The sequence below is a fragment of the Anaerobacillus sp. 63XJN7_5_ISO-PGPR-S23-430 genome (genome assembly GCF_056173695.1).
In genome coordinates, this window is record NZ_CM149686.1 from 178532 (window position 1) to 205403 (window position 26872).

General features: G+C 40.5%; 24 protein-coding genes. 21 read left to right on the forward strand and 3 right to left on the reverse strand.

Annotated elements, in window-relative coordinates; all coding sequences use genetic code 11:
- Positions 1 to 15 precede the first annotated feature (15 nt).
- The 4 genes from glmM to AC0VYJ_RS01050 all read left to right on the forward strand — a co-directional run bounded on the left by glmM (position 16) and on the right by AC0VYJ_RS01050 (position 5260).
- Complete coding sequence (gene glmM / locus AC0VYJ_RS01035; protein WP_194222542.1) at positions 16 to 1359, forward strand: phosphoglucosamine mutase; 1344 nt, start codon at positions 16 to 18, stop codon at positions 1357 to 1359.
- 493 nt (positions 1360 to 1852) lie between these two features.
- Entirely contained in the window at positions 1853 to 3658 is a 1806-nt protein-coding gene (gene glmS / locus AC0VYJ_RS01040) for a glutamine--fructose-6-phosphate transaminase (isomerizing) (RefSeq protein ID WP_194222541.1), read from the forward strand.
- Positions 3659 to 3808: 150 nt separating this feature from the next.
- On the forward strand, positions 3809 to 4438 hold the full coding sequence (locus AC0VYJ_RS01045; protein ID WP_303535682.1) for a LysE family transporter: 630 nt from the start codon (positions 3809 to 3811) through the stop codon (positions 4436 to 4438).
- 63 nt (positions 4439 to 4501) lie between these two features.
- Positions 4502 to 5260: a YqcI/YcgG family protein gene (locus AC0VYJ_RS01050; protein ID WP_242057456.1), complete on the forward strand. Its 759-nt coding sequence runs from the start codon at positions 4502 to 4504 to the stop codon at positions 5258 to 5260.
- On the opposite strand, the gene AC0VYJ_RS01055 is transcribed toward AC0VYJ_RS01050, so the two are convergent.
- A complete protein-coding gene (locus tag AC0VYJ_RS01055; protein WP_475366297.1) occupies positions 5257 to 6567 on the reverse strand; it encodes an amino acid permease in 1311 nt (436 codons plus the stop codon). The genes AC0VYJ_RS01050 and AC0VYJ_RS01055 overlap by 4 nt on opposite strands.
- 134 nt (positions 6568 to 6701) lie before the next feature.
- On the opposite strand from AC0VYJ_RS01055, the gene AC0VYJ_RS01060 reads away from it, so the two are divergent.
- The 11 genes from AC0VYJ_RS01060 to AC0VYJ_RS01110 all read left to right on the forward strand — a co-directional run bounded on the left by AC0VYJ_RS01060 (position 6702) and on the right by AC0VYJ_RS01110 (position 20161).
- Positions 6702 to 7643, forward strand: a complete 942-nt coding sequence (locus tag AC0VYJ_RS01060) for an arginine deiminase family protein (RefSeq protein WP_430246632.1) — start codon at positions 6702 to 6704, stop codon at positions 7641 to 7643.
- Positions 7644 to 7778: 135 nt separating this feature from the next.
- Positions 7779 to 8108 (forward strand): metal-sensing transcriptional repressor, encoded by a 330-nt coding sequence (locus tag AC0VYJ_RS01065; protein WP_303535692.1) that lies wholly within the window; start codon positions 7779 to 7781, stop codon positions 8106 to 8108.
- Between the two features lie 13 nt (positions 8109 to 8121).
- Entirely contained in the window at positions 8122 to 10527 is a 2406-nt protein-coding gene (locus AC0VYJ_RS01070; RefSeq protein ID WP_475366298.1) for a heavy metal translocating P-type ATPase, read from the forward strand.
- Between the two features lie 21 nt (positions 10528 to 10548).
- Positions 10549 to 10755, forward strand: a complete 207-nt coding sequence (gene copZ / locus AC0VYJ_RS01075; RefSeq protein ID WP_475366299.1) for a copper chaperone CopZ — start codon at positions 10549 to 10551, stop codon at positions 10753 to 10755.
- A 131-nt stretch (positions 10756 to 10886) separates the two neighbouring features.
- Positions 10887 to 11606 (forward strand): ZIP family metal transporter, encoded by a 720-nt coding sequence (locus AC0VYJ_RS01080; protein ID WP_475366300.1) that lies wholly within the window; start codon positions 10887 to 10889, stop codon positions 11604 to 11606.
- Positions 11607 to 11708: 102 nt separating this feature from the next.
- Positions 11709 to 13823 carry a heavy metal translocating P-type ATPase gene (locus tag AC0VYJ_RS01085; protein ID WP_475366301.1) on the forward strand — a complete coding sequence of 705 codons (2115 nt, stop codon included), beginning with the start codon at positions 11709 to 11711 and terminating at the stop codon, positions 13821 to 13823.
- Positions 13824 to 14115: 292 nt separating this feature from the next.
- Positions 14116 to 15882 carry a PTS mannitol transporter subunit IIBC gene (locus tag AC0VYJ_RS01090; RefSeq protein WP_475366302.1) on the forward strand — a complete coding sequence of 589 codons (1767 nt, stop codon included), beginning with the start codon at positions 14116 to 14118 and terminating at the stop codon, positions 15880 to 15882.
- A 27-nt stretch (positions 15883 to 15909) separates the two neighbouring features.
- Entirely contained in the window at positions 15910 to 18033 is a 2124-nt protein-coding gene (locus AC0VYJ_RS01095) for a BglG family transcription antiterminator (protein ID WP_475366303.1), read from the forward strand.
- Between the two features lies 1 nt (position 18034).
- Entirely contained in the window at positions 18035 to 18472 is a 438-nt protein-coding gene (locus AC0VYJ_RS01100; RefSeq protein ID WP_160921705.1) for a PTS mannitol transporter subunit IIA, read from the forward strand.
- 2 nt (positions 18473 to 18474) lie between these two features.
- Entirely contained in the window at positions 18475 to 19620 is a 1146-nt protein-coding gene (locus tag AC0VYJ_RS01105; RefSeq protein ID WP_430246641.1) for a mannitol-1-phosphate 5-dehydrogenase, read from the forward strand.
- A 211-nt stretch (positions 19621 to 19831) separates the two neighbouring features.
- On the forward strand, positions 19832 to 20161 hold the full coding sequence (locus AC0VYJ_RS01110) for a DUF1516 family protein (RefSeq protein ID WP_430246643.1): 330 nt from the start codon (positions 19832 to 19834) through the stop codon (positions 20159 to 20161).
- A 274-nt stretch (positions 20162 to 20435) separates the two neighbouring features.
- On the opposite strand, the gene AC0VYJ_RS01115 is transcribed toward AC0VYJ_RS01110, so the two are convergent.
- Entirely contained in the window at positions 20436 to 20948 is a 513-nt protein-coding gene (locus AC0VYJ_RS01115) for an acyl-CoA thioesterase (protein ID WP_226616780.1), read from the reverse strand.
- 477 nt (positions 20949 to 21425) lie between these two features.
- Between AC0VYJ_RS01115 and AC0VYJ_RS01120 the strand changes: the two genes are divergently transcribed.
- The 3 genes from AC0VYJ_RS01120 (at position 21426) to AC0VYJ_RS01130 (ending at position 23255) form a co-directional block, all read left to right on the forward strand.
- The gene (locus AC0VYJ_RS01120) at positions 21426 to 22169 is read left to right on the forward strand and encodes a divergent polysaccharide deacetylase family protein (RefSeq protein WP_475367437.1); all 744 of its coding nucleotides are present in this window, start codon (positions 21426 to 21428) and stop codon (positions 22167 to 22169) included.
- Positions 22170 to 22243: 74 nt separating this feature from the next.
- Positions 22244 to 22810: a biotin transporter BioY gene (locus tag AC0VYJ_RS01125; RefSeq protein ID WP_475366304.1), complete on the forward strand. Its 567-nt coding sequence runs from the start codon at positions 22244 to 22246 to the stop codon at positions 22808 to 22810.
- A 61-nt stretch (positions 22811 to 22871) separates the two neighbouring features.
- Positions 22872 to 23255, forward strand: coding sequence for a DoxX family protein (locus AC0VYJ_RS01130; protein WP_475366305.1), 384 nt, complete (start codon positions 22872 to 22874; stop codon positions 23253 to 23255).
- A 191-nt stretch (positions 23256 to 23446) separates the two neighbouring features.
- On the opposite strand, the gene AC0VYJ_RS01135 is transcribed toward AC0VYJ_RS01130, so the two are convergent.
- Positions 23447 to 24349 (reverse strand): aldo/keto reductase, encoded by a 903-nt coding sequence (locus tag AC0VYJ_RS01135; RefSeq protein ID WP_475366306.1) that lies wholly within the window; start codon positions 24347 to 24349, stop codon positions 23447 to 23449.
- 145 nt (positions 24350 to 24494) lie between these two features.
- Between AC0VYJ_RS01135 and AC0VYJ_RS01140 the strand changes: the two genes are divergently transcribed.
- From AC0VYJ_RS01140 to AC0VYJ_RS01150, 3 genes are all read left to right on the forward strand, one after another.
- Positions 24495 to 24695, forward strand: a complete 201-nt coding sequence (locus AC0VYJ_RS01140) for a hypothetical protein (RefSeq protein WP_194222522.1) — start codon at positions 24495 to 24497, stop codon at positions 24693 to 24695.
- Positions 24696 to 24994: 299 nt separating this feature from the next.
- Positions 24995 to 25534 carry a hypothetical protein gene (locus tag AC0VYJ_RS01145; protein WP_475366307.1) on the forward strand — a complete coding sequence of 180 codons (540 nt, stop codon included), beginning with the start codon at positions 24995 to 24997 and terminating at the stop codon, positions 25532 to 25534.
- Positions 25535 to 25708: 174 nt separating this feature from the next.
- Positions 25709 to 26809, forward strand: a complete 1101-nt coding sequence (locus AC0VYJ_RS01150; RefSeq protein ID WP_475366308.1) for a M24 family metallopeptidase — start codon at positions 25709 to 25711, stop codon at positions 26807 to 26809.
- The last annotated feature ends 63 nt before the right edge of the window (positions 26810 to 26872 follow it).

A 26872-nucleotide genomic window follows, 5' to 3' on the forward strand; every position in this document is an offset into this window, starting at 1 on the left:
GGAGAGAGTATAACGATGGGTAAATATTTTGGTACTGACGGTGTAAGAGGGATAGCTAATACAGAGCTTACCCCTGAACTTGCATTTAAACTGGGCCGTCTCGGTGGGTATGTCTTAACGAAAGAGACCGAGAAACCTAAGATTTTAATCGGACGCGATACGCGTATTTCTGGATATATGCTTGAAGGGGCGCTAGTTGCCGGTCTTCTTTCCATTGGGGCTGAAGTAATGCGTCTTGGTGTCATTTCTACGCCAGGAGTTGCTCATTTAACGAAGGCACTAAGTGCTCAAGCGGGAGTAATGATTTCTGCTTCCCACAATCCAGTTGGGGATAACGGAATTAAGTTTTTTGGCCCGGACGGCTTTAAGCTTTTAGATGTTCAGGAAGAAGAAATTGAAGCGCTTATTGATAGCGATGAGGATCTTGTACCACGTCCTACAGGTGCTGATCTAGGTATCGTTAGTGATTACTTCGAAGGTTGTCAGAAGTACCTTCAGTATTTGAAACAAACAATTGATGAAGATTTCTCTGGACTTCACATTGCGCTCGACTGTGCACATGGTGCAACGTCTTCGCTTGCAGCTCATTTATTCGCTGATCTTGAAGCTGATATTTCCACTATAGGTACAAATCCTACTGGAACAAATATTAACGACGGTGTCGGATCGACGCATCCAGAAACACTGGCTGAATTTGTGAAAGAAAAGAATGCCAACGTAGGCTTTGCATTTGATGGAGATGGAGACCGTCTTATTGCCGTTGATGAAAATGGAGATATTGTAGATGGCGATCAGATTATGTTTATCTGCGCTAAATTCATGAAAGATCAAAAGCGTTTACGTCATGATACGGTTGTTTCAACTGTTATGAGCAATCTTGGATTCCATAAAGGGATGGAAGAGTCAGGTGTAACATCGCTTCAAACTAAGGTAGGCGATCGTTATGTGATGGAAGAAATGCGTAAAGAAGGCTACAACCTTGGCGGAGAGCAGTCTGGACATATTATTTTCCTTGATCACATCACGACAGGTGATGGTATGCTATCAGCACTTCAGCTTGCTAACATTATGCAAGTGACAAACAAACCGTTGTCAGAGCTTGCTGGAGAAATGAAGAAGTACCCTCAATCTCTTGTGAATGTGAAGGTAACAGATAAAAACAAGGTAGATTCAAACGAGCGTATTCAAGAAACGATTCAGCAAGTAGAAAGCGACATGAACGGAGAAGGGCGTATTCTTGTTCGTCCATCCGGAACGGAGCCTCTTGTTCGCGTCATGGCTGAAGCCCCTACAAAAGATCTATGTGATGAGTACGTCGATCGCGTTGTATCTATGGTGAAAGAAGAACTTGGAGCGTAATCGACAAAAATGAAAAGTTTGTACGAAAGGTATGCATGGGAAGCACGGAAAAAGCTACCCATGCATATTTTTATATATAGGGGAATTTTCACAAGTGATTTTCTCATTAAAATGAGTCAAAATAGAGCAAATTATAGCGAGAACGACTTGTTCTAGAAAAAAGAATTGACCAGCTTTTTACAATTGATATAATATAGAAGTATGTTTGGTTTTTATTCTAAAAGGGAAAGAGAGGGAAGTTGGGTTACTTTTGATATAAAAGCGCCTGGACTGTTTTCGAACGGTAGAAAACAGTTGACGAGGAAGAGGTTTATCGATCATCGGCGGATACCTCTCGATTGCTCCACCACAATCGAATGGTTTTGTGAAAAACAGAGAGGTGACTTTCTGAACAAAAGCAAAACTATGGTGACAAAAAAGCTATTAATCGGAAAAGAAGGGGCAGGTCTGCCCCGTTGTATGCCTGCTCCTTCAATTGAAGGAGGACTTTTACATGTGCGGTATTGTTGGATATATTGGAAATCAGGATGCTAAAGAAATTCTATTACGAGGTCTGGAGAAGCTTGAGTACAGAGGGTACGATTCAGCAGGTATTGCGCTTCTTAATGACGGTGGACTCCACCTTTTTAAAGAAAAAGGTCGTATTGCTGACCTTAGAAAAAAAGTGGATACAAGTGTGGAAGCGACAGCAGGTATTGGACATACACGCTGGGCAACACACGGTGAACCTAGTCAGGTAAATGCTCATCCACATCAGAGCTCAACTGAACGCTTCACGCTTGTTCACAACGGTGTAATTGAAAACTATCAACAAATCAAACGTGACTTCTTATCCGAAGTTAATTTCGTAAGTGCTACAGATACAGAAGTAGTTGTTCAACTTATTGCTACTCTTGTTGAAGATCAAAATATGTCTGTTGAAGATGCTTTCCATCAAACATTGAATGAACTTCACGGTTCATATGCACTTGCACTTATTGACAATCATAATCCAGAAACGCTCTACGTAGCGAAAAATAAGAGTCCGCTTCTAGTTGGAATCGGCGATGATTTCAACGTAGTAGCAAGTGACTCAATGGCTATGCTTCAAGTAACAAGTAAATTCATCGAGCTTATGGATGAAGAAGTAGTGATTGTGAAGCGTGATTCTGTCACAATTAAAGATATGAGTGGAAAAGTAATGGAACGCGAACCATTCACAGCTGAAATCGACGCAAGTGATATAGAAAAGGGAACATACCCTCACTATATGCTTAAAGAAATTGACGAACAGCCGCTTGCGATTCGTAACATTATTACAAAGTACAAAGATGAGAATGATAACATCAAACTTGATAAAGATATTCGTGAAGCAATGAAAGAAACGGATCGTATTTACATCATTGCGTGTGGCACAAGTTACAATGCTGGCCTTGTTGGTAAACAGCTGATCGAGAACATCGCTGAGGTTCCTGTTGAAGTGCACATCGCAAGTGAGTTCTTATACAATATGCCGCTTGTTTCACAGAATCCACTCTTTATCTTTATTTCACAAAGTGGTGAAACGGCAGATAGCCGTGGCGTACTTGTGAACGTGAAGAAAAAAGGATTTAAATCTCTTACGATTACGAATGTTCCAGGATCAACGCTTTCTCGTGAGGCTGACTATACGCTGCACACACATGCAGGCCCTGAAATTGCGGTTGCTTCAACAAAAGCCTACACTGCACAAATGGCTGTACTAACACTACTTGCTGTCGATACTGCTCAGGCAAAAGGCATTAAGCTTGATTTCAACCCAATTCAGGAGCTTGGAATCGTTGCAACAGCGATGGAGTCCATGATTGACCAGAAGGAAATGATCGAAACAGTTGCACGTAACTTCCTTTCAGTTACGCGTAATGCATTCTTTATTGGTCGCGGTGTAGATTACTACGTTTGTCTTGAAGGAGCTCTTAAGCTGAAAGAAATCTCTTACATTCAAGCTGAAGGATTTGCTGGCGGTGAATTGAAGCACGGTACGATTGCTCTAATTGAGAAAGGTACTCCTGTTATTGCTCTTGCTACGCAGAAGCACGTAAATGGAAGCATCCGTTCAAACGTACAAGAAGTCGTTTCTCGTGGGGCATCACCATGCATTATTTCTCTTGCTGGCCTTGAAGAAGAAGGCGACACCATCGTCCTTGATGAAGTACATGAGCATCTTACTCCGCTAGCTTCTGTTGTACCGCTTCAATTACTTGCATACTATGCAGCGCTACACAGAGAATGCGACGTAGATAAGCCAAGAAACCTTGCTAAATCAGTTACGGTAGAGTAACCATAGATTGATTAGAACGGCCTTTCCTTACTAGGGAGGGCCGTTTTATTTTTGGTTATCATTGTTAAAAAATGACTCGCCTCTCTTTTTGCGACTACTTAAAAGCATGTCCGAATACAATGATACGAATACGAAGAAGGGTGGAGGCGTATGAGTATCTTTGTAAGCTACATATTGTTAGGACTTTCCCTTTCAGCTCCAATGGGACCGATTAATGCGGCACAGCTGGACAGGGGGATTCGATTTGGTTTTATGAATGCCTGGTTAGTAGGGTTTGGAGCGATGGTAGCGGATGGCGTATTTATGATGCTCATTTACTTTGGACTTGCTCATGTCATTGAGACGCCGTTTATGAAAACATTTCTTTGGCTGTTTGGTTTTTTTGTTTTAACGTATACAGGAATTGAAAATATCGTGAAGGCTGATTCAATTGGACTTAAGCAGACAAGTGGTCGATATGAAACGAACCGCAAATCGTTTCGAACTGGTTTTTTTATCGCAATCTCAAATCCGCTGAACATTTTGTTCTGGCTTGGCATTTATGGTTCGATTCTAGCCCAAACATCTAGTATGTTTGGTGCCGCCCAACTGTTTCTTTATAGTACGGGCATTTTTTTAGGTATCACCCTATGGGATCTCACAATGGCGAGTGCATCAGCAGGTGCACGAGCGTGGGTAAATCCATTTATTTTGAAGCGAATATCGATCTTATCCGGTATCACGTTAATCGGATTTGGACTCTATTTCGGTATGCAAGCTGTTAGGTTGTTCCTTGGATAGACTGGCACCTCTTTTTGTCCCTCCTAATAGGATAACGCGTGTAGTGTTAAGGAGGGATTCCGTTTGGAACTATATACGAAATCATGGATTGATGAACATGGAGAAGGAATGGAAGGTTGGAAGCGAACTGCATTTGCTCATTTTGGAGCGATGTTATCAGATCGTGAACAACCTTACCCTTGCATTCCTGGGAAGCAGGGGTTCCATCAAGATAATTTACGATTTGGATTTGCGGAAGATCCTACAACAGACGTAGCAAGTGTACAGTTAGCTACATTGTTGAAACAGTACGGGGAAGTAGCGAGGGAAACGGGGAAATATGCCTCTCTTGTTGTTTTTTTTGACTCCACGACGTTACAGAAACAAAAAGCCGAAGTAGATCAATACCAGGAATTATTCTGGTCGCTACTAAACAGTTTACATGAGCTTGATGAGGCGCAGTGGCCAGAACATATCCCTAAAGACCCACATGATCCTAAATGGGAGTTCTGCTTCAATGGAGAACCGTATTTTGCATTCTGTGCGACACCAGCTCACCAAGTTCGAAAGAGTCGTCAATTTCCATCTTTTCTGATTGCTTTTCAACCAAGATGGGTTTTTGATGAAATTAATGCAGAAACAACATTTGGTCAAAAGCTTAAAAAAGCGATCCGGCAACGGTTGGTTTCTTACGATGGGATTCCAGCTCACCCCGCCTTGAAGTGGTACGGTCAACAAGATAATTATGAATGGGAGCAATATTTTCTATCTGATGATGATTCTTCTCTTTCCAAGTGTCCCTTTATGGCGATGAAAAACAAGTGGAAGAGCATTCGCTCTTAACTGTGTTTTCTTTTCATTTTCAGAAAAGTTGCCCCGGCAATGAGAACTAGAAAGCATAAACTAACCAAAAATCCAGCCCGGCTAATATGGTCAAATAACGTTCCTGAAATAGCTGTACCGATCAGGACTACGCCGATTCCTATTTTCAAATGATCTTTAAACGTAGTTTTGGTTAGTTTCCGATATGAAAAAAGAATGAACATCCAATTATAGAGAAGCATTAAACCAGCAGCTGTCGTCAAATACTCAAAGATGTTCTCCGGTAAAAGTAGTGCAACAACAATTGAAAGTAAGACGACTAGAGTCGTGAGACCAAAAGCAGGGAGAGGAATCTTCCTGCTTTTCTTTGCAAAGAGGGCAGGTGCATCATTTTCTTCAGCAAGTGTTACTAGCATGGTCGTTACGGCATATAGGGAAGCGACCATAGTGGAGAAACCGGCAATAATGAGGATCGCATTAAATACGTGCGGGATCCAGGGTAGATGAAATTGAGTTAAAGCTGTTAAAAATGGACTTTCATTCGGATCAATGCTTTTGATCGGAATAAGTTTTAACACAACGAAAAAAGACATTACGTAAAGAAACGTTAAGACTAAAAGCATGATCTTTCCAGATTTTGGGGCATTTTTGGGATCTTCAAGCTCATTCGCCATCAGTCCCATCACTTCAATTCCACCAAATGCATAGAACGCATAAACAAGGGCAACCCAGAGACCCATTGCGCTACCTGTGAGAAAGTCTTTTGACGTGATTTCAATTCCAGCGTTACCTTTTTGTGGTTCAAGCCATCCAAATAAGGCGGCGATTCCGATAGCGAGAAACATCACAATGGCAGCAATCTTCATTACCCCAAAAACGTTCTCCATTTTTTCTACGAGTTGAACACCGATAAGAATAACGATAAGGCCAAGTGAAGCGAATACAGATGCGGTGAGCCATAAAGGAGCTTTCGGAAACCAAAACTGTGCAAATAGAGCGAGGGCTGTTAGTTGACTTCCCATAATAAGCATTTCAGATGACCAGTATACCCAGCCGTTACTGAAGCCGGCCCATTGGCCAAAAGCTTGTTTTGCATAAGTGCGAAAAGACCCTTTTTCTGGATGTTCAGCAGTTAATTTCGCAAGTGCTTCATAAACAATCCATGTGCCGATCGCGGCCAGAAAATAAGCCAATAAAACGAGATAGCCTGCTTTTTCAATCGTGATACTAGAACCAAGGAAATACCCGGTCCCGATAATACACCCTACCCCTATAAACGACATTTGCCACCAGGTTAATTTCTTTTCGTGATTTGTCGATTTACTCATTATTGCATCCCCCTCTTATCTTCTTTAGTTTGAGAATCACTGGCAGTGTTTATGTGTGTTTCTTGAATTGGAGAATCTTTTCTTCGGATGAGGAGAAAGTAAGGAGACTATGTATGATAAAGGAGTTTGGTTGAATGAACATCCATCCGAATTGTTGGAATGAATATGGAGAATTAAAAACGGTTGTCGTTTGTTCTCCTTCACACTTAGATGTACCAGATCAGCAAACTGCTACAGATGTACAGTGGGAAAAAGCAGTGAAACAAAAGAAGGCGCAAGAAAATCATGAAGAAATGATTCGCGCAATGGAGGATGCTGGCGTTCATGTTATTGATTATTCCGTTCATTTATTACGAGAAGACCTTTTATTAAATGAAAAATTAATCAATCGTATTTTTGTACGTGATCTTGCTTGTGTATTTGGCAAGACGATTCTTCCGGGAGCAGCAGGAACTTCCATGAGGCGACCTGAATATTTTCAAAGCCACAGGTTATTTCAACAGTGGTTTGATGAGCGGACGTTTCAAATGCAATCAAATAATCAGTTAAAGGCATTGGAATATGGAGATGTCATGATACTTAATAAGGATGCTGTTTTTATTAATTCTGGGATTCGGACAAGCATTGAAAGTATAGAAGCACTGCAAGGGAGTATTTTTAATGCGGGGTTCCAGGAAATCGGTGTTATTGATCTACCACGACGTCCAGATACGATGCATCTTGATATGAATTGTAATGTAGCGGGAGAGAGTATATTTATAGCGAAAAGCTATATGAGGTATCTCCCTGTACAGGTTGTGACCGAAAATGATTTTCGATATGAGATGACGGGTGATTTTTTAGAGCGACATGGATATGAAGTCGAATGGACCTCTGAGATCAAACATACTGTTGCAGATATTAATTTCTTGAATTTAAATCCTGAGACGCTATTGATTAGTACGAAAACAAATAAATCTATTCTTAAGAATCATCCTACCCTTCGTAAAAAGAAGCTTATTGAGATAGAGGTAGATGAATTAGAAAACGGTGGTGGAGGAATCCGATGTATGACATTACCACTTGAGAGGGGATAAGAGAAAGTGGCTTGAAGGCTAATTCAATATATATTTCATAAAGAATCCTGCAAAGTTGTGGGATTCTTTTACATGTGTTTTGGTTGACTATTATACCTTAGGGGGGTATATTGATAGTAAGCTAAATTAGAGGAGATGATCGGATTGACAGATGAACTAAACATCCCTTTACAGCCGGATAAAAAGCCAACTGAACCGAGAACGGATGAAGAGAAACAGCAGCTGCAGAACCGATTGAAGCGAATCGAAGGCCAAATACGCGGGATTCAGAAAATGGTTGGAGATGATCGCTATTGCGTGGATATTCTTATTCAGCTGTCTGCCATTCAGGCTGCTTTAAAAAAGGTTGGCTATACGTTGCTTGAACGTCATACAAAAACGTGTGTTGCTAGTTCCATACAAGAAGGTAATGGAGATGAGCAAATAGAGGAATTAATGAAAGTGATTCAGCAGTTCTCTAAATAAAGAGGTGAGTCAGATGGATTCGAAGAAACAACTCTCTCTTGATGTGACGGGGATGACATGTGCTTCTTGCTCATCAAGAATCGAGAAGGTATTAAATAAAATGGATGGTGTCGAGGCAAACGTCAATTTAACGATGGAAAAAGCAACAATCTTGTACGATTACGATCAAGTGAAGACAGAAGATATCGTAGGGAAAATTGAAAAACTAGGCTATGGGGTTCGGAAAGAAAAAGTGGAGCTTGATATTCACGGAATGACCTGTGCAGCTTGCTCCACAAGAATCGAAAAAGGCTTAAATCGTACGAAGGGTGTTGAGCTTGCTTCGGTTAACTTAACAACAGAGTCTGGCGTTGTCGAATATCAGCCGGGAGAAGTGACGTTAGATGACATTCTCCAGAAGGTGAAAAAACTTGGTTATGAAGCGGTGATTAAAGAGAATCGTGAAAATCAAAAAAGCCATAAAGATGATGAAATTATGAAGAAGAAACGTCGATTATTGATTTCAGCTCTTCTTTCTCTTCCGCTTCTGTTAACGATGCTTGCCCATATACCTGGGGAGTTGGCTATTCCTGTGCCTCATCTTCTTATGGAACCATGGTTTCAGTTTCTTTTAGCAACACCTGTTCAATTTGTAATAGGTGCTCCATTTTACACTGGGGCTTATCGTGCCTTAGTAAATAAAAGCGCAAATATGGACGTTCTTGTTGCGCTTGGGACTTCAGCCGCTTATTTTTATAGTGTTATTGAAGGAATCAGAAGTTATTTGACAGAAGGATACAATCCGTCGCTTTATTTCGAAACAAGCGCCATTCTGATCACGCTCATCTTAGTAGGGAAGTTATTTGAAGATCTAGCGAAAGGGAGAACGACGCAGGCCATTACCAAATTACTAAACCTTCAGGCGAAAGAAGCGAGCGTCATTCGGGAAGGCGCTGAAGTGAAAGTACCTGTCGATCAGGTTCAGGTAGCTGATCGAATCGTCGTTCGCCCGGGTGAAAAAATACCAGTAGACGGTATCGTGGAAAAAGGGAATTCATCCGTAGATGAGTCCATGATTACAGGTGAATCCATTCCCATTGAGAAAGAAGTAGGGGCGAGTGTGATTGGCTCTACGATTAATGAAAATGGGACTTTAACAATGCGTGCTGAAAAAGTGGGGAAAGATACCGCTCTTGCTGGAATCATTAAGATTGTTGAAGAAGCGCAGGGTTCAAAGGCACCGATCCAACGTTTAGCAGATGTGATTTCAGGCATATTTGTCCCTATTGTGGTAGGGATCGCAGCGATTACGTTTCTAGTTTGGTATTTACTAGTCGATCCTTACAAATTGCCACAGGCACTTGAAGCGGGGATTGCGGTGCTCGTTATCGCATGTCCTTGTGCACTAGGATTAGCTACACCAACTTCTATTATGGTAGGGACTGGGAAGGGTGCTGAGCAAGGGATTCTGTTTAAAGGTGGCGAATTTTTAGAAGCCACTCATAAAATTGATGCAATTTTACTTGATAAAACCGGTACAATCACAAAGGGAAAGCCTGAAGTAACGGACTTTGTTGCTTTTGACCTCGATGAGAAAACGGTGCTCGAACAATTGGTTGCCGCTGAGAAAGCTTCCGAGCATCCTCTAGCAAGGTCCATTGTTCAATATGGCGCGAATCACAATGTTACTTTAGCTGAAGCTGAGCAGTTTCAAACTATACCAGGTCACGGTATTGTTGCTACTGTCAAAGGAAATCAGGTTCTTGTTGGGACTCGAAAACTTATGGAACGAGAGCAAATTCCTTATTCCACTCATGAAGAACAAATGAAAACATATGAACTTGACGGGAAGACTGCCATGTTTGTTGCATTTGACGGTCGCGTACAGGGAATTATCGCTGTTGCAGATACGGTGAAAGAAACGTCGAAAAGTGCTATTGAGGAAATGAGATCCCTTGGAATCGATGTATATATGATTACAGGTGACAATAAACGGACGGCTGAAGCTATCGGGCGGCAAGTGAACCTAAATGGTGTGTTTGCAGAAGTACTTCCTGAGGAAAAGGCTACTAAAGTAAAAGAGTTACAGGCGCAAGGAAAACGAGTGGCGATGGTAGGGGATGGCATTAACGATGCGCCAGCTCTTGCAACAGCCGATATAGGAATGGCGATTGGAACCGGAACAGATGTCGCCATTGAGACAGCAGACGTTACACTTGTTGGAGGCGATCTTGAAAACATTGCAAAGGCGATTCATTTAAGCCGTAAAACGATGCGGAATATTCGCCAGAATCTATTCTGGGCGTTATTCTATAATTCAATTGGGGTTCCAATTGCTGCAATTGGTTTACTAGCACCTTGGGTTGCGGGGGCTGCTATGGCCTTCAGCTCTGTATCAGTCGTAACCAATTCCCTTCGTTTGAAGCGAGTGAAACTATAATTCATTGAGAGGAGAATCACGATGGAACAAACAACATTAAAAATTGAAGGAATGACATGTGAACATTGTAAAGCAGCAGTAACAACTGCTTTACAGGAACTTGAAGGGGTTTCAGAAGTAAATGTGAACGTAGAAGAAGGAACGGCAAAAGTTTCTTACAATGCTTCTAGCGTTAGCGTTTCGGAAATGAATGAAGCGGTTGAAGAACAGGGATATGACATTGTCTAAATAAGAAGCCGAAGAAGGGAGTGAATCCTTTCTTCGGCTTTTTAAATTCATAACTTTCGTTTCTTGATAATAAAATTCGCTAATAGGACAAGTGGAAGAATAAGCTTATCTTTGAGGAGGGAAAGACGCCAATGAACACTTCACTGTTCACAAGTTTATTTATGATAGGCTTCGGGGGTCTTTTGATAGGAGCTACTGCAGGGAAGGTGGCATTTACCTATTATCAACATCGTTTGGAAGCTCTTTATCTGATTTGTGGTGGTATGCTCATCGGCGTGATTTCCTTTGAACTGATACCAGAAAGCGTTCGTTCGTATTCGTTTTGGGCACTACTTGCAGGTGCGTCGCTTTCTGTTCTTTTCTTTATTTGGACAGAGCAAGTGGTTCACAGGAAGTTTCAAGACAAGAGTTACCTTCCAGTGTTTGCTTTCGTTCTTGCTGTCATCTCGCACAATATCCCAGTCGGGATCGCTCTTGGAATGACGTCAGTTAGTAGCGGAATTGGCATGTCATTACTGCTATCTTTATTTATCCATCACTTACCAGAGGGAGTGGCTTTGTATATACTCACTCGAATGAACGGATTACATCGGTTGTTTGTGATCTTAGCAGCAAGCTCTGTAACAATTATTTTAACGCTATCGGCCTGGTTCGGTATGGTTTCTTATCAATCGCATCTACTAAATGGTCTCTTTATGGGCGTAGCTATTGGATCTTTATCATATGTAGCCCTTCATGAAATGATCGGTCATGTTGTTGGAAGAGTTTTAAATCGGGAGTTGTACTTATATACAAGTCTGGGAATACTTTTACTGGCTATTTACCTTGAGGTGACTCATAAACTCTTTTGACAACATATATAAAATTCAGTAAAATTGTACATAGACTAATATGAACACATGCTCATATATTGAATAAAATAAATAAACCACATAAGAAAGGAGTTCCCATCGATGGAAGAATATCGTTTGACAGGTTTATCCTGTCCAAATTGTGCAGCGGGAATGGAACAACAGATTCAAAAACTTGAATACGGAGAATCCGCTCAAATTCAATATAATTCCGGTAAATTAAAGCTAGATGAGAGAGTGAATCTTGAACAAGTTGAGAAAATTCTTGCTTCAGATCACGCATCATTGATTAAAAACGGAAATGGACATGCCCATGAACATAGTAAGGGTGACAACAACGGGAAGTGGCTCCTTGCTATCTCATCAGCGATTTTCGCTGCTGCTCTTCTTTTAGATGGATTTACAAACATACCAGCTATTCCTTTCTATTTAATTGCCATTATTTTAAGTGGCTATCAAACGTTTATTAAAGGTCTACAGAACTTAATAAAACTGACATTTAATATTGAGACGTTGATGACTATTGCTTTAATAGGTGCAGTCTCTATTGGAGAGTGGAAGGAAGGCACGCTTGTTGCAATCCTATTTGGACTGAATGAATATTTAGAAGGCCTAGGTATGGAGAAGGCAAGAAAGTCTATGGAGTCCTTACTAGAAATTGCGCCGAAGGAAGCCCTTCGTATTCGAGAGGGAAGAGAAGAAATCGTTTCGATTCAGGATCTAAAAGTGAACGACATTGTTTTGGTCAAATCTGGCGCAAAAATTCCATCAGATGGAATCGTCGAATCTGGCTATAGTTCAGTGAACGAAGCGGCTATTACTGGAGAAGCTATGCCGGTTGAAAAAAGTGCTAATGAGTCTGTTTATGGCGGAAGTATAAATAATGAAGGAATTCTTCGTGTGAAAATCACGAAAGCTTATGAGGATTCCTCACTAGCAAAAATATTGCATTTAGTTGAAGAAGCTCAGGAAACAAAAACACCTACGGAATTATTTATTAATCGTTTCTCAAAGTATTACACACCGATTATTATGCTTATCTCAGCACTCGTGATGCTTGTTCCGCCTTTATTGTTCGGAGGGGCTTTTAGTGAGTGGTTTTACCAGGGACTTGCAGTGCTTATTGTAGGATGTCCATGTGCACTTATTCTTTCATCACCGATTGCCAACATCTCGGGTATTACTCGAAATGCGCGTAACGGTATTCTCGTAAAAGGATCTGTTTATCTTGAACAGCTAGGAAAAATTGATACGCTCGCTTTTGATAAAACCGGTACGCTTACAAAAGGGCTACCTTATGTGGAGAAATATAAAGTTTATGACCAGGAGCATTTCTTATCAGTAGCGGCAGCGGTTGAGAAACATTCTTCACATCCGTTAGCAAAAGCAATCATGACAAAAGTAAATAGCTTTCCTTATCGTGAAATCGAAGCAACAAATATCGAAACGATATCAGGGCAGGGGATCATAGCCGACATTAATGGAAAAAGACATTGGGTAGGAAATGAAAAAAGTGTTCAACATGTAACCATCTCTGAGGATGTGAGAACATCGATTGATGCGATGAAACATGATGGGTTAACGCTGGTCCTTGTAGCCGATGAGAAACATATTCTTGGGATATTTGGAGTTGCAGATGAAATTAGAGAGGAAAGTGAGTCTGTTATTCGCGCTTTACATCATGTAGGTATTAAGAATACGGTGATGTTAACAGGAGATCATGAGAAAACAGCTGAGAAAGTGGCAAAACGTGTTGGCGTACGTTCTTATTTCGGAGGTCTCTTACCTGAAGACAAAGTGGCTAAGGTGAAAGAATTAACAACAGAAGGTAAAGTAGCCATGATCGGTGACGGGATTAATGATGCTCCGGCTCTTGCTTCAGCTGACCTTGGAATCGCTATGGGAAAAGGGACAGATAGCGCGATTGAAACAGCCGATATCGTATTGATGCAGGATCACTTAGGAAAACTGCCTGAAGCGGTCTCGATCGCTAAACGAGTGAATCGAACGATACGGGTTAATATTGCGTTAGCCCTTGGCTTAAAAATGATTGCTTTACTGCTTACTATTCCTGGGTTATTAACGCTATGGATTGCGATACTGTCTGATATGGGGGCAACAATTCTCGTGACGTTCATTAGTTTAACGATTCTATGGGAACGGAAAACAAAAGAAAAAACACATATTCATAATGAAGCAGAACCACAGCATTCGTAACCCTCTAGATGTCTAGAGGGTTTTTTTATTTATGCTGGCATTCTAGATTATTCATCATAAAAATTAACAGGAAGTATAGCTTTGTTTAATCATGTCAACAAGTGCTATGCCGAATTCGCGTTTGGATTTCGTTGTAACTGACTTTGTCTCCCTTTATGATAGTAAGTAATTAAGACAAACAATACGTGCCGGGGAATAGGGGTTCCAATTAAGCGAAATATAAGATCATGTCAACAAGTCTCCTAAAAAAATGAAAACGCTTTAACGGTGCGGAAGAAAGGGAGGATATATAATGAGTGAACAGAACACAGCAGAGAAATCTGGATTTAAAGTAAAAGTTCAGCGTTTCGGAAGTTACTTAAGCAGTATGATCATGCCAAATATTGGCGCATTTATTGCTTGGGGATTGATTACTGCTTTATTCATACCAGATGGTTATCTACCAAATGCAAGCCTTGCCGAGTTAGTAGAACCAATGCTTTACTACCTATTGCCACTCTTGATTGGTTACACTGGAGGTAAAATTGTATACGGTGGTCGAGGCGGAGTTGTTGGTGCAACGGCAACCATCGGTGTTATTGTTGGAGCAGACATTCCGATGTTCCTTGGAGCTATGGCTATGGGGCCGCTTGGGGGATATTTAATCAAGAAATTCGACGAAGCGATTCATGGCAAGATTAAATCAGGCTTTGAAATGCTCGTTAACAATTTCTCAGCTGGGATTATTGGTGGGGCTTTAACTATTATAGCTTCTCTAGCAATTGGACCAGTTGTATTAGGTTTAAACAAAGCGCTTGCTGCAGGTGTAGAAGTTATTATTGCTGCAGGTCTATTACCATTAGTAAGTATTCTAATTGAACCAGGTAAAGTACTCTTTTTAAATAATGCGATTAACCACGGGATTTTCACCCCACTTGGACTTGAACAGGTAGCGAATACAGGTAAATCGGTTCTCTTTTTAGTTGAATCCAATCCTGGTCCAGGTTTAGGGATTCTCCTTGCCTACTCGATTGTGGGTAAAGGGTCAGCAAAACAATCAGCACCAGGAGCTGCACTAATTCATTTTGTTGGGGGAATTCATGAAATTTACTTCCCTTACATTTTGATGAAGCCAGCACTTCTTCTAGCTGCCATTCTTGGTGGAATGAGTGGTGTGTTCACATTTACACTTCTAGATGCAGGGTTGTTAGCGGCAGCTTCACCGGGTAGTATTGTCTCTCTTATACTTATGTCACCACGGGGTGGTTATCTAAGCGTCATTGCAGGTGTTGTGGTAGCAACGATTGTTTCTTTCCTGGTCGCTTTCATAATCCTTAAACGCTCAAAAGATAGCGGAGAAGATATTTCAGAAGCGACTGAAAAAATGGAAGCAATGAAAGGGAAGAAGAGCAGCGTATCTTCTAACCTAAAAACGAATGCAGAAGAGCCAAAAGAAGAAACAACATCTTCTTATGGCAATATAGCCAAAGTAATCTTTGCATGTGATGCTGGAATGGGATCAAGTGCAATGGGGGCATCCGTACTACGTAATAAATTCAAAAAAGCTGGGTTAACAGACATTGAAGTAACAAATACTTCGATTAGCAATTTACCTAATGATGCAGATCTCGTTGTGACTCATCAAGATTTAACCGATCGTGCAAAGGATAAGCTTCCAGAAGCGAATCACATTTCGGTTAAAAACTTTATGAACAGCCCAAAATATGATGAACTTGTTGCTGAGTTAACTTCCGCAGGTGAAGTGCCAGTGAAAGAAGAAGTAGAGCAAGTTGAGAAGAAAGATATTAATAAAGTAGTGTTTGCATGCGATGCTGGAATGGGATCAAGTGCAATGGGCGCATCAGTCCTTCGCAATAAGTTCAAGAAAGCTGGACTTCAAGACATTGATGTGACAAATACGGCTATTAGTAACTTACCAGATGATGCCGACTTAATCGTAACGCACCAGGACTTAACAGATCGAGCAAAAGCAAAACGTCCTGATGCTGAGCATATCTCAGTGGCAAACTTTATGAATAGCCCGAAATACGAAGAGCTTGTTGATAGACTTAAAAAGTAGGTATAGCCAGAATTCGAGGTGAACCATGTGTTTATTTCAGCAAGGGAACGAACAATTCTTCAGCTTCTATTAGAGAGTAATGACTATTATACGGTCAAAGGAATCGCTCAAGAACTTGAGGTAAGCGAACGAACGGTTCACCGTGATTTAGTAGGCGTAGAGGATATTCTCACTCAGTATGATTTAACCTTAAACAAGAAAGCTGGAGTAGGGGTTCGAATTGATGGTGAAGAATCCAACCGAAATGAGTTGAAAAGCTATCTAGTTGATCTAACCATTACGGAATACACGCAACAAGAAAGGGAGACGCTGATTCTATGTAAGCTATTGGAATCAGCTGATCCTATTAAGTTAATTGGTCTAGCGAATGACTTGAGAGTGACAGTTGCTACTGTCAGTCATGATTTAGACAAAGCGGAAGAATGGCTTGAAAGAATGCAGCTTTCATTAATACGAAGGCGGGGATATGGTGTGCAGGTTGAAGGGACTGAAGCCCTGAAAAGGCACGCCATGAGTTCCTTGCTTGCTTCTGAGTTTAATGATTCAGACTTTTTTACGTTGTTAAAGAAGTCGATTCAAAAGAAATCTCAAGGCAATGTTCTCGAATCTGCTTCCGAACGATTGCTAGGGTTAGTTGATCGAGATAAGCTTTTGAAAGTTGAAACAATCGTTGATGATATTAACAATGAGTTACCTTATATGATCGCTGATAGTGCATATATTGGTTTAATTGTGCATTTGACTCTGGCTGTGGAGCGTATTCAAAAGGGTGAAAAGATCGAGATTGATGAAGACTATTTAAGCACGCTAAGGAATACGAAAGAGTTTGGTTTTGCTAGAATAATCGCTACAAAACTTGAAGAATCTTTTAGTGTCTTAATACCTGAAGCTGAGATCGGTTATATCACCATGCATTTACGCGGAGCCAAATTAAGAAACACTGGAGACTACTATTTAGAAGAAACAAATTATCCGATTCTTGTTAAAACCAAGGAGTTAATCCGCTATGTAGATAAGCGTCTCAATGCGAATTTAGAAACGAATGAATCACTTCTAGAGGGTTTAGTGACACACCTCGGTCCTGCTACGCATCGTGTTAGGCAGAACATGAATATCCATAATCCTTTGCTTACAAAAATCAAAGCAGATTATGCTGACTTATTCCAACTGCTTGAAGATGCGCTAAAAGATACTTTTCCGGGGGTATCCATTCCTGATGAAGAAGTTGGTTTTCTCGTCCTTCACTTTGGTTCAGCCCTTGAAGGTCGCTTTCAACATAACGAAGTGAATATTCTTGCCGTATGCTCAAGTGGTATCGGGACATCCAAAATGCTGGCGACTCGATTGAAGCAGGAGTTACCAGAAATCCAAACTATCAAAAGCGCTTCATTATTTGAACTACAAGATGAAGATCCAGAGAATTATGATCTGATTGTTTCTACAATCCCTCTCCCTGAATATGAAGGAGAGTATATAAAGGTAAATCCTTTTTTAACGGAGGAAGAGGCAACACGAATCCGCTCGACTCTTCATAAGAAGTCGATGATGAAAAGAAGAAGCACGGTCGAGAAGCCAAAGACGGATAAGGAATCCTTGTTTTTTTCAAATGATGAAGCGAGTACCTGGTTTCGTAAAGCTGAATTATATACCAAGACTGCAGCTTCAGTAGTGGAATTATTTCGAGTAAATCAATCTGAACACAAAGAGGTGGAGAAGCTTTTAGCAGAAGAGTGTATGCGTCTAGAAATGCTTGATGCTATCAGCGATTCATCAGATGTTAAAGAAGCACTTCTAAAGCGCGAAACCATTAGTGGAGTGGGTATTCCTGAGACTTCACTTGCATTGTTTCATACGCGGACACCTGAAGTTAAGAAGCCTGTGTTTACAATTGTTCGATTAATGGAACCTGTTCAGAGAAAGGCAATGGATGGTTCATTTATTGAAATGGACACCGCTCTTTTACAACTGGCACCAGAGGATTCGCCAATTGAAAGCATTGAGATCATGAGCTACATTAGTTCTCTTATCATTGAATCAAATGAAAGCATCGCGCTTTTTTCGGGGAGCAATCAAGAATCAATTGGATTGTATCTCGCTAACAAAATGAAAAGTCATGTAGAAAAACAATTAGGATTTAAAGGAGACGATTAAAATGGCAAAAGAAATTCTATCAACTGAGAACGTATTACTAAACGAAACGGCTGCAACAAAAGAAGAGGCTATCCGTATGGCAGGTCAAATCCTTGTAGACAACGGTTATGTGGATGAAAGCTACCTTGAGCAAATGCAAGAACGTGAAAAGATCACGACGACTTACATGGGCAACTCTGTTGCAATTCCTCACGGTACGGAGGATGCTAAGAAAGCTGTGAAGCATTCTGGACTATCCATCATCCAATTGCGAGAAGGCGTTGATTTCGGAGATGGAAATATTGCGAAGATTATCATAGGTATTGCTGGTAAGGATAATGAACACTTAGAGATCCTTTCTCAAATTGCCATTGTATGTTCTGAAGAAGAAAATGTAGAAGAGTTGATTCAAGCGGATTCCAAAGAAACGTTAATCTCAATGTTTAACGAGGTGAATTAATCATGCTTGCCGTTCATTTTGGTGCTGGAAATATTGGAAGAGGCTTTATTGGTAAGCTTCTTTCTCAATCAGGATATGAAGTATGCTTCGTAGATATCAACGAGAATGTGATTAACGAGCTTAATGAACGAAATAGTTATACAGTGGAAATATTAGGTCAGGATAAGGAGAAGATTGCTGTTGAGGGTGTGAAAGGTATTAATAGCCAACAAGATCCTGAGGCAGTTGTCGATGCGATCTATCAAGCTGACCTTATTACGACCGCTGTTGGCCCGACCGTATTGAAATTGATTTCTTCTGCTATCAAAGAAGGCATCTCAAAACGTATCGCAGATGGAAAGGCTCCCGTTAACGTTATTGCATGTGAAAATATGATCGGTGGCAGTACAATGCTTCGAAAAGCTGTTGAAGAAAAGATGGATGAAGCGGATCGTAAAGTGCTAGATCAATATGCTGGTTTCCCAGATGCCGCAGTGGATCGTATTGTTCCAAATCAAACGCACGAAGATCCATTAATGGTTGCGGTTGAACCGTTCTATGAATGGGTAGTCGATCAAACTATGATGGCTGGAGAGGTTCCGGATATTGCTGGGCTTACGTACGTTCAAGATCTTGCTCCTTACATTGAGCGGAAGTTGTTCACCGTTAATACTGGACACGCAGTGACAGCTTACCTTGGTTATCAAGCAGGGTATGAGACAATAAAGGAAGCACTAGACACTGAAGATATCTATCATGATGTTAAGAAAGCTCTTGAAGAGTCTGGTGAATTGCTTCAGCATAAGCACGGTTTCGAAAAAGAGGCGCATGAGGCTTATATTACAAAAATTCTTGGTCGTTTTCTAAATCCACATCTAGTGGATGAAGTTACTCGCGTTGGACGAGCTCCAATTCGTAAAATTGGAGCTGACGACCGTCTTGTTGGACCGGCACGTCAGCTCGCGGAATTAAACAAAGAACCAAACTACCTTGCGAAAGGAATTGCAGCAGCATTACGATTTGATCCTAAAGAAGATGAAGATGCTGTAACGATTCAGAGTAAAATCAAAAACGAAGGTCTTTCTAGTGCGATTACTGCTTTTACAGGAGTAACCGAAGGAGAAACTCTATTTGATCTAATTAGCAAGCATTATAAAGAAATGGCGTAATCTCTACGCAGAAGGGGAGCTCATTAAATGGAGCTTCCCTTTATTTGTTTGAAATCTGTTCGTTTCGGAATTATTTATTAGGGATAAATAATATCTTAAATCGTATCATTTTGTTACGATTTCGTATTAGGACTTGTGCCAACCTCAATACAATTCTACTATTAAGGTATGGCGTTAGTCATATTCATTTTCAATGGGAAGGGGAACACGAATGTTCAATATATTACTTCAGTCTCACTCAGGTTCATGGGCGATTCTTGTTTTGCTATTAGTGGTTAGTTACTTTGCTCCTAAGCAAAAGATCTCGCTTATGATTCAGCGATTATTTTACTTGATTATGCTCGGTACTGGAATTGGGATGCTCTTTATCCTTGGTTTTCCGCTGATCTATGTGCTTAAAGGGATCCTGGCGGTTGTGTTAATCGGGGTTATGGAAATGATTGTTGGAAGAAGAAAGCGTGCCGAATCAACAAAAATGCTTTGGATCGCATGTATTGTTCTTATTTTAGTTATTATTTCAATCGGCTACAATTGGATTTAATGTGAAAAAGCGACAGCCAATAAAATTGGCTGTCGCTTTTTTTAGTGGCTTCAGTCCCTCGATCGCTTCACCTCATAAAATGAACACAAAGACCGTGTTCTTTTTATAAGGCTCCAGCGCTTGTCGGGCCTAATCGGTCACTTCCGCTTTTGTTACCATCCAGCTGCAGTGACCAGTCCCTCGATCGCTTCACCACTCAAAATGAACACAAAAGACGTGTTCTTTTTGAGTGGCTCCAGCGCTTGTCGGGCCTAACCAGTCACTTCCGCTTTTGTTATTCCCAAGGTTTTTCTGTGGTTAGGAGGCCGGCTAGTTCTTTACTGGCCTGGCGGTGTTCTTTGCGTTTTTCTGCTCGGGCGGGAGCTGTTTCGTGTAGGTTTTTTTCTTCTTCTGATTCAGGGATGACTTTTGGAACGGGTAGTGGTTTTTTCTTTTCATCCAATGCCACAAATGTAAGGAATGCTGTAGCTCCTATATGTCGTTCGCCCGATAGGAGATGTTCTGCAATTACTTTCACAAATACTTCCATAGAAGACTTTCCGGTGAATGTCACGTATGCTTCGAGACAAACAGAGTCGTCTGGTGTAATCGGGTGTAAGAAGTCAACAGAGTCAGTTGAGGCTGTTACAACTTCACTACGACAGTGGCGCATTGCTGCGATTGATGCAATATCATCAATGTCTCTCATCAGCTGGCCACCAAATAAAGTATTATGATTGTTTGTTGCTTCTGGGAATACGTGACTTGTTTTGACAACACGTGATTCGCGAATGTATTTAGATTCCATAGTCGTCTCTCCTTATTATGCTTTTCTTGTCGTCTATCTTTACTATGCCCTTGATTAGGAGCTGAAAAACCTCTGTCAAATATGTAAGAGTAGAGGAGTTACCTAAAGTAGCGATTATATAAATCGTCCCACTCATCTTCGTTCACGTCAAAGACTGTTTTTGAATCCCATTTTGATAAATTGTCTCAAGGTTTAAATCGATCCATGTGTTTCTTTATGTATCGAGGTTTTCAAAAGGATGTGATGTATGTGATTTTTTTGAAGTAATTGAAGAGAGAGAAGATCGGTTGACCACTTTCTGTACAGATGCGTAGTAAATACTCATCTACGTTCATACTGAAGCTCCTTTCTTCTCTCTATTTTCATGCAGTCGAATGGATAACGCAACTGATCTACCTCGGCATTCATGAAGAAGCCTTGTATGGGAATAGTAAAGGGTGAAAGGAGTGTGTGGACGTGAACAAGTGGGTTTGTTTTATGATGTTGATCGTACTTTTTCCAAGTCACGTGTATGCGGAGAATAATCGCGAGTTGGCCATTGTTATTGATGATTTTGGAAATGACATGGGTGGGACAGATGAAATGCTTCGATTACCTGTTACACTAACGGTAGCCATTATGCCGTTTCTTGAAACGACTGAAAGAGACGCAGAGGAAGCGCATCGTTATGGACATGAAGTGATCGTTCATGTTCCGATGGAACCGGTAAAAGGGAAGAGAAGCTGGCTAGGTCCAGGCGCAATTACAACTGATCTTTCTAATAAAGAAATTCAAAAGCGAGTAAACGAAGCGATTGAGGCTGTTCCTCATGCGGTTGGAATGAATCACCATATGGGTTCAAAAGCGACAGCTGATGAACGAGTGATGAGGATAGTTCTTGAAGTGTGTCGAGAAAAGGGTCTCTATTATTTAGATAGCAAGACAACAGGCAAAAGTGTCATTCCTGAACTAGCAGAAGAAATAGGGGTACCTTACCTTGAGAATGAGCTGTTTTTTGACGATGTCTATACGATTCAACATATGAGCAGACAAGCTCAAGAGTTGGCGGAAAAGCTGAAGGATGATGAGGCTCATATCGCAATTGGACATGTAGGAATCGCCGGGAAAAAGATGGTAGCTGTTTTAAATGAATTTATTCCAATGTACAAAAGCGAAGCAAAAATTGTACCTCTTTCACAGATGATTCCAGGTTTTGAAATGATTGATGAAAGCATGCCTTAAATAGAACTTCCTCCTTTCTATAATAAATGTTAACATTTATTATATATAGGTTAACATTTGAGGGGGGGAAGAAAATGCAGAAATCAAAGCTTAGAATGATAATTTTATGTGGATTCTTTATTGGCATTACAGTTATTCTTGCACAAATGGAAATCCCTTTACCACTTGTCCCTATTAGTGGACAGACTTTAGCTGTCGGTTTAACCGCCACAATTCTTGGTAGTAAATACGGTGCCATTACAATGACAGGCTATACAATATTAGGGGGGATTGGTCTTCCGGTGTTTGCACAGGCTAAAGGTGGATTAGGAGTCTTATTAGGGCCGACTGGTGGATATATTTTTGCCTTCATTATTGCGGCATATGTTACTGGCCTTATCCTAGAGAAAACATCGTATACTTTGATACATGCGATGTTGGCGAACACCGTGGCTATGATTATCATCCTTTTAATCGGTACGATTCAATTGAAATTTGTTGTAGATCTAAACTGGCATGATGCGATGATTGCGGGAGTTTATCCTTTCTTATTTGTTGGTTTAATCAAAGCATTTCTTGCAAGTTGGTTAGGTATTACTGTTCGCAAACGTCTGATTGAAGCAAGGCTCTTACAAAGTCCAGTGGGACCGATTCAAGCATAAAGTGATCCAAGGACCCTATCTGACACGTTAGCTAAGAAACAATACAAGTGAGGTGTCCATTGTGAAGAACAGAATGGAATGGGGCTTTCTGGGTGGGCGAGTAATACTCGGTTTCATTATGCTAGCTCATGGAATACAGAAACTAGGTGGAATAGGAGATACCATTGCCATGTTTGAAAAGATTGGTCAACCTGCCTGGTTAGCTTATGCTACAGCCATTATTGAAGCCGTTGGAGGAGCGTTTCTTATTGCGGGGATTTTCGTTGTCCCATCTGCGATCCTTCTAGGATTAACGATGATTGGTGCTATTGTTTTTGCAAAGCTTCCTATGGGATTAATAGGAGGCTACGAATTTCCACTCTCCCTTTTTGGATTATCACTTATATTAGCATTTACAGGTAGTAGGAAGTTGGCCTTATCTGAAGTTATTTCAAGTGAAAAATAAAAAGATGAAATAGAACGATCTTTGAAGAGATGATTTTTCAACAAATATTGTACAGCAAGATAGCTCTAAATAGTGCTAAATAAACGTTTGTTTAAGAAGAATAAAATAAAGAAGCGCCTTTCTGTAGAGAGGCGCTTCTATTTGTGTCATATCCAGATAAAATTCAGAATATATCTCGGTTAGCGATGCTCTTATGGAATATCATGTCCCATAGAACTTGTTAGAATTTCAAACCACTGATCACGTGATAAGGAGTAAGAAAGAGCTTCGACAGCACTATCAATTCGCTCTAGCTTTCCTGATCCAACGATTGGCATAATGTTTGCCGGATGGTTAAGTAGCCATGCATAAAGCACTTGATCGATCCCTTCAGCACCGGTCTCAGAGGCTATCTTTTCTATCGTCTTGCGGAGACGAACTGCTTTATCGTCTTGCGATGTGAACACATCTCCTCCTGCAAGTGGAGACCATGCCATTGGTTTCATTCGCTTTTCCTGACAAAGATTTAACGTGCCATCTTCGAAGTTCTCAAGATGGTAGGCTGAAAGTTCCAGCTGATTTGTAATTAACGGTTGATCCACATAAGATTGTAGCATGTTAAATTGATGATGTTTGAAATTAGAGACTCCAAAATGACGAACCTTTCCAGCTTGTTTTAATTCAGAAAAAGCTTCGGCCACTTGTTCTGGATCCATAAAGGGGTCAGGTCGATGAATTAACAGGACATCGATATGCTCAATCCCAAGTGCTGTAAGGGACTGTTCAGCAGAAGCGATGATGTGATCTTTACTTGTATTATAATGATGAGATTGGTGGGAGGGACGATTGGGAGACTCGATTACAATCCCGCATTTTGTGACAATCTCCATTTGGTCACGTAGAGATGGCTTGAGTGCTAATGCCTTCCCGAAAAGTTCTTCACACTCATAACTTCCATAAAGATCAGCATGATCGAACGTTGTAATGCCACGATCGAGATTATGCTCTATTAAAGAAAGTGTTTCTCCGCTCGTTTGATTCCAGTCTGCCAGTCGCCAGAGACCATGAACGAGACGAGAGAATGATAAATCTGCTGTTAGATGAATACGCTGCATCATTAAACCTCCAAAATGGTTTTGTATGTACTTTTCTTATCATAATGTAATGAAATCGTTTGCGCAACTTGTTGAACCTTTATTAGTTGGCAAATGTGCTCACCCTTAATGATAATGCTTCTCATTATCATTAAGGCGTGCTATAATGAAAAAAATAGTCAACGAAGAGGTGGGTAAAATGGTTGAAACGTTACAAATCTCCATGTTTTTCTTAATACTGGTCTTTTCCTTTACAGCATTTGCACTTGTTCTTAGAGCAGAGGCTTTAAGAAGTGGTTATGTACGTGAAAAGAAAACGAGTGCTTTTGAATCAACACCACCAATTTCATTTAAGAAAAGTTATTGACTTTCTAATTGATAAAGATTATCATTATCGGTATAGAAGAAAAGAGACATGGTGTTCCCCGACACAAATTGTCCTATATAGCTCAAACAAAGCCAAAGAAGTTCCCCCTTCTCCAATTGTTTGAATATTGTAGCTGCCAACGCCGGCAGCTATTTTTATTTGTCTCCTTTAATAAATATACATAAATGCTTTTATACCAGTGATTTAGAAAGGGTTTTTATCCATATATTTTCATTTACAAAATTTAATAACGTGCTAAACTAATTTTTGGAAGTACACATATAATGGGGGTTATACCAATGAAAAAGGTCTTTTTTGTATTGAGTTTATCAATGCTTCTCGTCGTAGCAGCATGCGGTTCAAATACAAATAGTGCTAATGAAACTAGCGGAGATGCAGAGCAGATGGACACGAAGAGTGTTCTACTTGATTTTCAATCTGAAATTGTTAGCGTATTGAAAGAAAATAATGAAGACATTGCAGCATACGAGTCAGCTAAGTTTGCTGTAAGTGACAGTGAAACACCAGAAGAGGAAAAGCCTTCAACTGAAGAACTTAAAGAGCTGAAAGGCAGTGCTGTAGAAGCAAGCAAAGCCACTGTTGAAGGTATTGAAAGCCTGGAAGTTCCATCTGAATTGAAAGACTCGAAAGAAGAAATTGAAAGCGCACTTGATGAACTAACGGAAGCCTATGAAATTCGCGCAGAGCAAGCTGCTATTGATGATCCTTCAGTGCAAGAGAAGGCATTAGAGCATTTTACGATGTTTGAAGATCAAATGGGTAAAGTATTTGAAGATGCTGATTTAATTAAGCCAAGCTTTGCGAAAGAACTAGAATAGAGAAATTTAACCCTGCATATTAAATGCAGGGTTTTTTACATAGTAGTTTTTTGTATGACGTATACGATTTCACGTATGATAAGCTAGGGGAGGAAACGCTCTTAATAATCAAGAGGCCTGTGTTCTGATAGAATGAAAAAATGAACAGGTTAATTTAAAAAAGGAAGTGTCACTATGAACGAACGTTTATCGAAATTTACGAATTACCTTATTGAGCAGAATCAAGATTTTGCCTACATCCATTCCCCTTCTAATGTCTATTATTTGACTAACTTTCATTGTGAGCCTCATGAAAGGTTGCTTGGACTTTTTGTGGTGCCGAATCAGGAACCATTCCTAGTCTGTCCTGGAATGGAAGTTTCACAGGCTAGAGACGCAGGGTGGAAATATGACATTATCGGCTATAGTGATTCAGAACAACCATTTGACTTCATTTTTGAAGCATTGAAACAACGTGGCATCCATAAACCAACTAGTGCTTCGATTGAAAAAGGTACGCTTGCTTATGAGCGAGCTGAAGAACTGCAAGCACGTTATCCTGAGCTGAGCTATCACTCAGCAGAGCTTGGACTGAATCAATTGCGCCTAATTAAGGATGAGAAAGAAATTGAAGTATTACGTGAAGCAGCAGCACTTGCTGATTTTGGTGTAGAGACTGGTGTTAAGGCTTTACGAGAAGGTGTTACAGAGATGGAAGTCCTTGCTACCATTGAATTTGAATTGAAGAAAAAAGGAATTCGTGAGATGTCATTTTCAACAATGGTCTTGTTTGGTGAGAAATCTGGACAACCACACGGTAACCCTGGAGAGCGTCAATTAAGAAAAGGAGATCTCGTCTTATTTGATCTCGGAGTTGTATTAAACGGGTATTGCTCTGATATTACTAGAACAGTGGCTTTTGGTGAGACTAACGATAAGCAAAGAGAAATTTATGAGACAGTATTAAGTGCACAAACGGAATCACTTAATATCTCAAAATCCGGGACACGACTAGGTGATATTGACCTTGCAGCAAGAAACGTTATTTCTGATGCAGGCTATGGCGAACACTTTCCACATCGTATTGGACATGGTATTGGAATTGAAGTACATGAGTTTCCTTCCATGAGCGAGAAGAATGACGACTTGCTTCAAGTAGGTATGACGTATACGATTGAGCCGGGTATCTATCTACCAGATGTTGGCGGCGTGCGTATAGAAGATGATGTTCTTGTAACAGAGACTGGTTATGAGACGTTAACAAAGTACCCGAAGGATCTACAAATTATTAAGTGAGATAAAGTCGGCTCTTCAAAGAGCCGGCTTTAAAAAGAGTTAGGTGGATTGTCATCATTCTGT